Origin of the sequence: Salegentibacter sp. UBA1130, assembly GCF_002311535.1 — a bacterium.
Taxonomy (GTDB): domain Bacteria; phylum Bacteroidota; class Bacteroidia; order Flavobacteriales; family Flavobacteriaceae; genus Salegentibacter; species Salegentibacter agarivorans.
Genome location: NZ_DCAP01000034.1, coordinates 1 through 10,844 on the forward strand (window position 1 = coordinate 1; position 10,844 = coordinate 10,844).

A 10,844-nucleotide genomic window follows, 5' to 3' on the forward strand; every position below is an offset into this window, starting at 1 on the left:
TTACTGCTTTTTCATTGATGCTATCGCAAATGGCGGGTTTTCCAGAAAAGAACTAAATTAGTTTCCTTAACAATCAAAACCGTTAAACCGACAAATCCGCATCCATAATGCCGCGCTACTTGTCGTTATGCGTATTCCAAGGTTAAATCCAAGCTTTTTCTACTATTTCTCAGGCAGCAAATTTGTGTAGTTCCACATATGGGGTTCCCCTTTTAATCACCGCAAATACCCTGGATAAAAGCTTATTGCGTACATTGTTTAGTGCAATCATTTTTAGTTTACCTTCTTCTCGCTTTTTCATATAATAATGTCTCAATTCACTATCGTATTGAATGGCTGTACAGGCCGCCATGCTAAGCAGGCTCTTCATTTGACGATCTCCCATTGGGTGGCATTTCCGTTTTTTATGAATACTACTTCCCGAACTATGGCCAAAGGGAGCCGTCCCACAATAACTGGAGAATTGTCGCCAACTATCAAAACGTTTAAAATTATTGGTATGGTAGAGCAACTGGGCGCCTACAACCAAACCTATACCCTTTAAGGAAGTGATCAACTTATAATTTTGCGATAATGCTTCAGAAGTCTTGATAAGTGATTTTAACTGCTTCTCTACTTTATTTATTTGAGATGTTAGATGAGTAATAGAACTAACAAGTGTCTTGCAACAGGTATCGGTAGAACTACTGCTTAGTAATTTCTTTAACTCTGACAGTGTGCTTTTCAATCCCGTACGATTACGTACCAACTGATCACGCAAAGCAAGCAATCTGCCCACCTCTAATAGTTCATTATCTTCAGCTCACTTGGAGAAAGTTCCTCTCGGTGAAGCCAACCATACCGGGCGATCATTATCGCATCTACCACATCGTTCTTCTCTCTGATCACTCCGGAAGAACGTTTGATTACCACGGGATTTTCCTGCACATATACTTGTTTCTTTGAGGCTAGATACAATGCTAACTTTAAGGAATAATGGCCGGTATTCTCAAAGCAGAAAAATACTCTTTGTCCCTTAACCTTAGCCCATTTAAGCAAAGCTTTATAACCCGCTACGTCATTACTAAACTCCCGGTGGGAACTACAATTGTGACCATAGGCATCTAACTTGTTTTTTGAAACATCAATTCCGATTACTTCTTGGTAATTTTTCATATTTTTAAAAAAATTATTGTTTGAAGGGCGCATTAACTAACTCCTTTAACGGGTCCATAAGAGACCTAGTATTCCAAATGGTTCTTGCTACCCATATGAAGAATGGAGGACTCTTACGGATATTGGACCTGAAATCTAGAGACCGTTTTAGTTCTCCTCCTTCTTCATTTCAAAGGTATATTTATTAATAAGCGAAGTAAAGGAGACCGTTGTGCACAATATTTATGAAGAGAAAATTTACATTTTTAATTTTAATTCTGATTTTTTCGAAAATTTATTCGCAAGATTCAATTAACCAGGAAGCTAATAAGCTAAATAATAAGTCAGATGAAAAAAATATAATTGGCATCGAAAAAGCTGATTCACTAACAGATTCTATTTCACCTCAAAAGACAAATGAATATGATCTTATAATTCCAAAAGGAGACAGTATTCATTTAGATACAGAATCGATAAATAAAAATTTTACAATTTTATTTAAAGAGACCAAATCAGTTGACTACTTTAAATATATCTTTCCTTTCCTGACATTAATCCTTGGTATAGTGATAAACCAGTTAATTGATTATTTCAGTAACAAGAAAAAAATTAGAAAAGAAGGTTTAAGATGGGTTATAGAATTAGAAAATTTAAATAAACCAATAGATTCTCAAATCAAAAATATTGAAGAATTTTTAGAGAATTACAATGAAGATAATTTTGAGATACCAACTTTAAAAATTAATCCATATTTGGAAGCTGACTCTTTTAAACATTTAGACCAAACTTTTCTTTTAAAATATTTAGAGAAAGAAAAAGATAAAAAATATGATAGTGCAATTGAACAAGTGAATGAAATAAATGCCTTTCTCACCGAAATTAGATTCAATCATAACACATTACAAACTAAATTTAAAGAGTTTTTAACTCAAACATCTGTTTATGTAACGGATTTAAACGAAAATCTTCAAACTTTATTGAAAGATATAGCATATTACGAAATGCTTTTACAGGAGGAAATTGAGAGAGATCCAAGCAATGATGCTAGATATAGACCTATTTTAAATTTGATTAATACTCAGATCATACCACATATGCACGATGGCAGTTTTAATCCTTTCAATTTAGAAATTAACTTTTATAAGCCTTTAATGGAAATTCTTGTTCCCAACAGATTTGATGCTAGAACTAAAGATATGATAGAATCAGTCAGGAATGGTATTAATAGTATAAAAGGAATAAAAATGGAGAGAATTTATCTTATCGAGAATTTAGAAAAAATTAAATCAAATTTTGAGAGTAATAGAGATGAACTACCTAATTTAAATAGGCTGATGCGCTAAAATAATGTGCACAACAAAGACGGTTCATCGCCAATAGCCGGCACCGTTAGATAGAAAATAATTAACTTGACCAACAAACCAATACTAAGCCGACAAATCCGAGTCCCCTACCCCGCCAATTGGCGACAACCAAAACCGTTGTAAAAAATGTATATGAAAGATTTTTTATCCGATTTTACTCTATATAAACCATATCTTATCCATGAAAATTTTAAAAAATCAGATAAGAAGTTCTCTTTACCATTCGATTTCATTGGACAAACATTTGATTATAAGTGTAAAAACGAGGAAGAAATAAGAACTTTTGAATTAGAATTAGAAAAAGCTTCAGAAGACTATTTCAACTCATTCCTGAAACTAGAAAAGGAATTGTTCATTGACAATAAATTAGATTACACATTTAAACTCGTAGCGAAATGCACTTCGTGTAAAAAATATCACGTTGAAATTTTCCTACACATTTATTCAGATAATTTCGTTTCCAGAACATTAATTTCTGGAAGACCACCGGTTCCGGGTCTTGGATTTACAGAAAAAAAAGAAGATCCAGATGCAAAACTTTTTATTGAAAAAGTTGGGATTAATCCTCAAAGAAAGATTGAGTCAAAAGCCTCAATAACAAAATATTTTAATAGGCAAACAACCCAGTGGTATTATAAAGGTTTAAATTGCATAAGTGAAAATTACGGTATTGGAGCATATGCTTACTTTAGAAGAATAATTGAAAGAGAATTAATAAATATCATCAAAGACATAAAAAATCTTCCTTCTTCACATAAAGCAGAAATTGAAAAGTTATTGATAGCTCATGAACAGGATCCAACTTTGAGCACGATATATGATAATATTTTTGAACATTTACCATATTCTTTAAAGGTATTGGGCGATAACCCTATAAAGCTTCTATATAAGGAAACCTCACAAGGCTTACATTCTTTAGAAGAGGAAGAATGCATGAAAAAAGCAAAAGCTGTCCAAAGGATTTTAGAGTTTACAATTCAGACAATCAATGAGGAAAAATCAAATATCAAGGATTTACGTGACCTAATAAAATCCATTAAATAAAACTTAAGACGGTTAATCGGCAATAAGCGGTACCGTTAGTAAGAAAATAATTAACTTGACACACAAACCAATACTAAGCCGACAAATCCGCGTCTCTTACTGCGCCAATTGGCGATAACCGAGACCGCTGTAAACAACTTTTATATGAAAAATCTGCTCAAAAGCTCCATTTTAACTTTACTCTTGTTAACTCTTAACTTAGGAATTGCTCAAGTAAATCCAGGGGAAAATAATCCGATTTCGACAGAAAGCTATAACTTATATAAACCAGATAAAACTGAAGCTGTTTTAATACTATTTGGAGGATTTCCAGAAAATGGAGAAATGATTGAAAATGAATTTCCTATAACAGATAAAGCTTTAGAAGAAGAAATTGCAGTTATATACATGAATTTCAATAGAAAACTTTGGTTGGAAGAATCTCAGAAAGCTGATCTAGCAAACAATCTAAAGGTATTGTTTGAAACAAATGACCTTCCTAAAAAGAAAATAGTTATTGGAGGATTATCTAGCGGAGGAAGTATTGCACTTCTGGTGGGGAATTATCTTACAGAAAATTCTAATTTAAATCTAGAACCAACTGGAGTTTTTGTTGTGGATTCCCCAATAGATCTTGCAGCTTTATATAGAATTACAGAAGATAATATAAAAAGAAATTTCTCAGAAGCTTCCGTTGGAGAAAGTACTTTTATCCACAATTATTTCAAATCTCAACTTGGAAATCCAAATGAAGAAATAAAGCCTTACGAAGATTTTTCAGTATTCACATACGAAACTAAAAACTATCAAAACATAGAAGACCTTAAAAACACCAAACTTAGGTTTTATTCAGAACCAGATAAAGAGTGGTGGAAGAAAAATATGGGCGTTGAATATGAGCAAATGAATGCTTTCCACATAAAGAGATTGACTAAATTTTTAAAAGACCAGGATTATAAAAATGTTGAATATTTAACATCAGAGAATAAAGGTTACAGATCCAATGGTGAACGCCATCCTCACAGCTGGTCTATAGTAAACAAAGAAGATTTACTAGAATGGATTTTAGAGGAATAAAAACAATTTACAATAACGCTTCACCGCAAATAGGCGGCAACGTTAGAAAGAAAATAAATACTTGACCAAAACCGATACTAAGCCGACAAACACGCGTCTTCTACTTCGCCAATTGGCGAACCGAGACCGTGTGTTCTCAATAATAAAAATTCATAAAACCACTTGTAGTGAAAAATAGGAATAAAATTATAGTCGGAATATTCACTTTGGTACTGGCAATTGTTATGATATTAGCTTTTATTGATGGTAAAGCCGACAGTGAAAACGGTAAAGAATTAATAGAAACCTGGAAAGAACATTAATCCGATCAATCCTCAAATTAAGAATAATCAATATGAAAAATCTAACAAAGAAAAAATTTGTACTAATTGTAATATTAATTCTTGCCCTTGCAGAAGTTAGTTCATCTTTTACTACAGGAATATTATCCCCTTTTACAAGTAATTAAAAAGATAAATTAATTTTAAGGTGCTTAATCATCAATAGAAGGCAGCGTTAAGAATATTATTAAAATAACCATCAAACCAGATTTTCGCAGCTAAGCTGTTTTAACAAAAGGGAGTACTTTATTTAAACATTCTCCCCATTTCCTTTATATTTGTCTTATTCCCTCCCTACAGGAATATTTAATCGCAGCCAAATCATTATATTCAGGCTGTTTAAATAAAACTACAAGACCCAACCTACCATACATGGCAAAAGCAGATATTGATTTTGAGAAGGAACTCTGGGACGCGGCCAACGAACTTAGAGGTGCCGTTTCAGAAAACAATTATAAAAACTACATTCTTCCCCTGGTATTCCTTAAACACCTTAGCGAACGCTACGAGGTGATTCGGGAGGAATTAAAGGATTTAATAAACGATCCTTCTTCAGATTATCATACTACCGATACCGAGGAAATAAATTATGTACTGGAAGACCGGGATGAATACCGTTCCCGAAACACCTTTAAAATTCCGGAAAAAGCTTCCTGGCAATATTTAAATGACAATGCCGAGCAGGATGATATCAAAGTAAAAGTAGATGATGCTTTTGATGTGATCCAGGGACTGCTTACCGAGTACAACCCGCAGCTGCAAAATTTATTGCCGCGTATTTTTGTTCGCAGTGAATTATCACCTAAGCAAACCGGTGGCATAATCAACCTACTTTCCAAACCCAAATTTTCGGAAAAGGAAAATCCTGAAAGCGATGTGTTAGGCCGTATTTATGAATATTATATCGGTCGTTTTGCAATGGCCGAAGGTTCGGGCGCGGGGCAGTTCTTTACACCGGGCAGTATTGTGCGTTTACTGGTGGAACTACTGGAACCCTACAAAGGAAGAATCTTTGATCCTGCCTGCGGAAGCGGGGGAATGTTTGTGCAGAGTTTAAAATTCTTGCAGGAGCACGGAAGAAATAAAAGCGATATCGCTATTTACGGACAGGAAATGACCGCACAAACCTTAAGGTTGTGCCTAATGAACCTGATGCTGCGGAACCTTTCTTTCGACATCAAACTAGGAAATTCCCTTTTGGATGATAAATTCCCTGAATTAAAAGCAGATTATATTATTGCCAATCCGCCATTTAATGTGAGCAACTGGCACCCGGAAGATTTGCCGGAGGGCGACCCCAGGTTATTTGGAACCCGGGAAGAATTCACTACTGATGGCAGCGCCAATTATATGTGGATGCAAACTTTTTGGCATCACCTAAGCGAAACCGGAACCGCCGGGATCGTAATGGCCAACGGAGCGATGACTTCCAATAACAAAGGGGAAAAAAATGTACGCCAGCATATGGTAGACAATTCTATGGTGGATGCCATTGTTCGTTTACCCGATAAATTGTTCCTTACCACAGGAATCCCGGCCTGTATATTTATTCTCAGCAAAAACCGCGACGGCAACGACGGCACCCACCGCGAGCGAAACGATGAAATTCTGTTTATAGACGCCTCGAAAATGGGCACAATGGCCAGCCGAAAATTGCGGGTTTTTGATGATGAAAATATCCAAAGGATATCCGAAACCTATCACAACTGGAGAAACCGCGACGGCAATTATGAAGATGTTGATGGATTTACTAAAGCAGCAAGTATTACTGATGTACAAAAGCAAGATTATAAATTAACGCCAGGTATTTATGTTGGGACCGAAGCTGAGGAAGACGACGGAATCCCTTTTGAAGAAAAAATGCAGAGTCTTAGGGCGCAGTTATTAAAACAGTTTGAAAAAGGAGAAGAATTAAAGGAAAAGATTAAAGCGAATTTTGAGAAATTTTAAAAATATTGTGGCCTTATGAACAACCTGGAAAATGAACAAGGAAATTTTAATTGGAAAATATTAGATGTAAATAACCATAAAAGGAATATAGAATGCGTTAGCGCATTTTTATAAACAAGCAAAAAAAGAAATGGGATTAGTAGTTAGAAATTTGGCAGACCTACCAGATACATCTGATAGAGAGTATTACATTTATCTTCTCGACTTTGGATGGCACGAACCACTAGACGAAGCTCTAAGAGATAATTTTGACAAGATTGCAACTTCAGTTTCAAGTCATAAAGGAGTTGTTATCAGACGCTCCGATGATGGTATTCATTACAATGATGAAGTACTTTCTTGGCATTCAATCAATGGTCAGGATGTTGAACAAGAAGAACTGCTCCCCGCCATTCTGATAACAAACAGGCACCCTATGGAATTTAAAAAGCGTGCCGAAAACTACAATTCGAACAATAAAGCTATCGACCCAAATTTTAAAATGATAATCATTCCATTAAAGAAAATTTGCAAAACTACAACGGATGTGGTAGATGTTCTTATTAAGATTATTAACGATGTCAAAAACAAAAAAGATTTGAATGACTTTAGGGTGGCAAAAGAACTAAAACCGGGAGTTGGAAAAGCAATAACAAAGTCATTAATACTAGAACCTAATTTCTACGGTTTGGGATTTAGCTTTGATAGATTAAGGAAAGAATTAAAATAAAGCCCTTTTACAACGGCAAAAACGATACTGAACCCTGTATCAAAACAAAAATTGCTGCTCGCTTATTCGGAGGATTATCTGCAAACAATCAGGTTCGCTAGCACTTTTTTTACTGGACTATATATAGGATTATAAATAACATATGTACTTAAAAGAATTTGAATTAGAGAATTTAGGACCCATTGATTATTTAAATCATAAGCTAGATTTTCATAATAATGGCAATCCTAAGCCACTAGTGATAATTGGGGAAAATGGAGCTGGAAAGAGTATTTTAATATCTCACATTGTTAATGCAATAATTTCTGCTAGACAAACAGTATATGATGATTCAGATGTCGAAAAAGGTAAAGTTTATAAATACAGGAGTCCAAATTATATTAAATCGGATAAAACATTTTCCAAATCCAATATAAAATTTGAAGAAAATTTCTCCTTATCTGAATGGCAGTTAGAAAGAACTAAAAATGAATTTGAGAAACTTCACAAATTTACATCTATTGATAAAGAATGGAATGAAATTAAACCTAACGAAACTTCCCTTTTCAAGAGTAATTTTCATAATAATCAAAATAAAATAAAGGAGTTAATAGATAATAATTGTCAACTTTATTTTCCTGCAAACCGGTTTGAAGAACCAGGTTGGTTAAATTATGGGAACCTTACTAATCGCGCAGATTATCGATTTCTAGATAATACTTCATCAATCTCGAATAGACAGATTATTAACTATTCTCCCTTAAAAGATAATCAAAACTGGCTATTAGACGTTTTACTTGATAAATACACCTTAGAAATTAAAACAACTAATGTTAATTTACCTATCAATCAAACAGGACAACTGCCGAAAATTATTCCACTAAATGTTCTCCAAGGTTACGCTGGAGAAAGTAATAATATTCATAATGCGGTCTTACAATTTTTGAAGTCCTTATTTCAACAAAAGTCCGGAATACGTTTAGGAGTCGGTAAAAGAAGATCGAGGGCCATTTCAATCATGATGAATGATAAAGCGTGGATTCCAAATTTGTTTAACCTTAGTTCTGGAGAAACTGCTTTATTGAATATTTTTTTGACCATAATTAAAGATTTCGACCTTACAAATGCAGTTTTTTCAAACTTAAATGAAATTAGAGGTATTGTTGTTATTGATGAAATTGATATTCATTTACATTCAAATCATCAATATAAAATATTGCCAGAGTTAATTAAGTTATTTCCAAAAGTCCAGTTTATAATTACCACACACTCCCCGTTATTTTTACTAGGTATGAGAAACTATTTTGAGGAAGATGGTTTTGGGGTTATTAATATGCCTGCCGGGCAAAATGTTGACGTTGAAGATTTTTCAGAATTTGAAAATGGTTATAAATATTTTCGAGAATCATTAAAGTTTGAAAAGGATCTGCAAAATGAAATTGAAAAAACGAGAAAAGATTTTTTGTTTGTAGAAGGTGATTATGACATAAAATATTTAAAAAAAGCGGCAGGATTACTCGGTAAGGAAAAAATACTTGAAGATTTTAAAGTTGTTGATTCCATTGGATATGGAAGTATTGATAAGGTTTACAAACATTTTGATTCCAAACTTTCCGAAGTCACTCCTCAGAAAATGCTTCTTCTCTATGATTGCGATACCAATAAAAGGAATTCGAATAAATCCCAAGTCTATAAAAGAGTTATTCCTTCTGTAGAGCAAAATCCAATTAATAAAGGAATAGAGAACCTATTTTCAAAATCAACTATAGATAAAGCTATACACCATAAATTGTGTTTTGTAGATATTACACCAGAAATAACAAAACTTGTTCGAGGTAAAGAGATAACTGAACCCGAAAAATGGGAAATCAATCCTAACGAAAAAGGCAATTTATGTAATTGGCTAGTAGAAAATGGTACCAAAGAAGATTTTAAAAGTTTTGAAGAAGTCTTTAATATAATTTCAGAGGTAAAAAACGCTCTATAACATTAAAAGGAATAGAAAATAACTAATGCCGGAAAACTGGAAAAAATATCGCTTAGGAGATTTAATAGAGGTTAATAAAAATTCAATTCGGAAAGGTGCCTTGGATTGGATCAATTATATCGATATAAAATCGGTGGGAACAGGGTTTTATGAAGAGCCAAAGAGGATGAATTTTGAGGATGCTCCTTCACGTGCACGAAGGTTACTCAAAGAAGGAGATACTGTTATATCCTCTGTAAGACCCAACTTAAAATCTTATTTTTATTCTCAAAATTTAAAGGAGAACTCTATTGCATCCACAGGTTTTGCAGTCCTCACACCAAAAAATATTGATAAAAGATTTCTGTACTATCTAACCACAAATGACAATTATATAAACTACCTGGTTCAATCCTGCACAGGTAGTGCTTATCCTGCATTTGGACCACAAGTTTTATTGGATTCTGAAGTTTTAATTCCTGAGTCGATACAAGAACAAAAATCCATCTCTTCCATCCTTTCTGCTTTAGACGATAAGATCGAGCTCAACCTTCAGATGAACAAAAACCTGGAAGAAATGGCAATGGCATTATACAAACACTGGTTTGTAGATTTCGGACCGTTTCAGGATGGGGAATTTGTAGCTTCGGACTTAGGGGACATTCCAAAAGGTTGGAAAGTAAGGAGTATATATTCAATTGCAAATTTTATTAATGGAGCAGCATTTAAGCCCAAGGATTTCATAGAAAATAGGCAAGAAGGTTTACCTGTTATTAAAATTGCTGAAATAAAGCAGGGAATTACTTCGCAAACAAAGTATTCTAATAAATCTTTGGATAAAAAATATACTATTTCTAATGGTGATATTTTGTTCCCTTGGTCCGGAAATCCGCATACTTCATTAGGTATTCATATTTGGGATAAAGGAGATGCTTTGCTTAATCAGCACATTTTTGTTGTAAGAATGGAAGATATTAATCAAAAATGTTTCGCATTTAATTTACTTAAATATCAGCTTCCAACTTTCATTAACTTGGCTACTCATAAACAGACAACTGGATTAGGACATATAACAGTTACTAACCTTAAAGAACTTTACATACCCTATCCCAATATAGAAGCCATTGAAAAGTACAACAAAGAAGCATTACCAATTTTCAATCTTCTTTACCACAATCAATTGGAAAATATTTCTCTAACTCAACTCCGCGACACCTTACTTCCAAAACTCATCAGCGGGGAAGTCCGTGTAAAAGATGCTGAAAAAACTTTATCTGAAGTTCTATGATAGAAATTACGGTCCAAAATGCGGCAATTGAATA

The 10,844-nt window shown here is 33.8% G+C and carries 9 protein-coding genes; 7 read left to right on the forward strand and 2 right to left on the reverse strand.

Going from position 1 to position 10,844, the window contains the following annotated elements:
- Nucleotides 1–169: 169 nt before the first annotated feature.
- Both B4F31_RS14005 and B4F31_RS14010 read right to left on the reverse strand, forming a co-directional pair.
- Nucleotides 170–727: a transposase gene (locus tag B4F31_RS14005; protein ID WP_286761545.1), complete on the reverse strand. Its 558-nt coding sequence runs from the start codon at nucleotides 725–727 to the stop codon at nucleotides 170–172.
- Between the two features lie 53 nt (nucleotides 728–780).
- Entirely contained in the window at nucleotides 781–1,155 is a 375-nt protein-coding gene (locus B4F31_RS14010; RefSeq protein WP_286761546.1) for an IS110 family transposase, read from the reverse strand.
- 224 nt (nucleotides 1,156–1,379) lie between these two features.
- On the opposite strand from B4F31_RS14010, the gene B4F31_RS14015 reads away from it, so the two are divergent.
- The 7 genes from B4F31_RS14015 to B4F31_RS14045 all read left to right on the forward strand — a co-directional run bounded on the left by B4F31_RS14015 (nucleotide 1,380) and on the right by B4F31_RS14045 (nucleotide 10,810).
- A complete protein-coding gene (locus tag B4F31_RS14015; RefSeq protein ID WP_286761547.1) occupies nucleotides 1,380–2,477 on the forward strand; it encodes a hypothetical protein in 1,098 nt (365 codons plus the stop codon).
- A gap of 153 nt (nucleotides 2,478–2,630) precedes the next feature.
- Nucleotides 2,631–3,542 carry a hypothetical protein gene (locus B4F31_RS14020; protein WP_286761548.1) on the forward strand — a complete coding sequence of 304 codons (912 nt, stop codon included), beginning with the start codon at nucleotides 2,631–2,633 and terminating at the stop codon, nucleotides 3,540–3,542.
- Nucleotides 3,543–3,686: 144 nt separating this feature from the next.
- Nucleotides 3,687–4,598, forward strand: a complete 912-nt coding sequence (locus tag B4F31_RS14025) for a hypothetical protein (RefSeq protein WP_286761549.1) — start codon at nucleotides 3,687–3,689, stop codon at nucleotides 4,596–4,598.
- A gap of 692 nt (nucleotides 4,599–5,290) precedes the next feature.
- Entirely contained in the window at nucleotides 5,291–6,868 is a 1,578-nt protein-coding gene (locus B4F31_RS14030; RefSeq protein ID WP_286761550.1) for a type I restriction-modification system subunit M, read from the forward strand.
- A 130-nt stretch (nucleotides 6,869–6,998) separates the two neighbouring features.
- Nucleotides 6,999–7,577 (forward strand): hypothetical protein, encoded by a 579-nt coding sequence (locus tag B4F31_RS14035; RefSeq protein WP_286761551.1) that lies wholly within the window; start codon nucleotides 6,999–7,001, stop codon nucleotides 7,575–7,577.
- Nucleotides 7,578–7,719: 142 nt separating this feature from the next.
- Nucleotides 7,720–9,543 (forward strand): AAA family ATPase, encoded by a 1,824-nt coding sequence (locus tag B4F31_RS14040; RefSeq protein WP_286761552.1) that lies wholly within the window; start codon nucleotides 7,720–7,722, stop codon nucleotides 9,541–9,543.
- Between the two features lie 25 nt (nucleotides 9,544–9,568).
- Nucleotides 9,569–10,810, forward strand: coding sequence for a restriction endonuclease subunit S (locus tag B4F31_RS14045; RefSeq protein ID WP_286761553.1), 1,242 nt, complete (start codon nucleotides 9,569–9,571; stop codon nucleotides 10,808–10,810).
- Nucleotides 10,811–10,844: the final 34 nt, after the last annotated feature.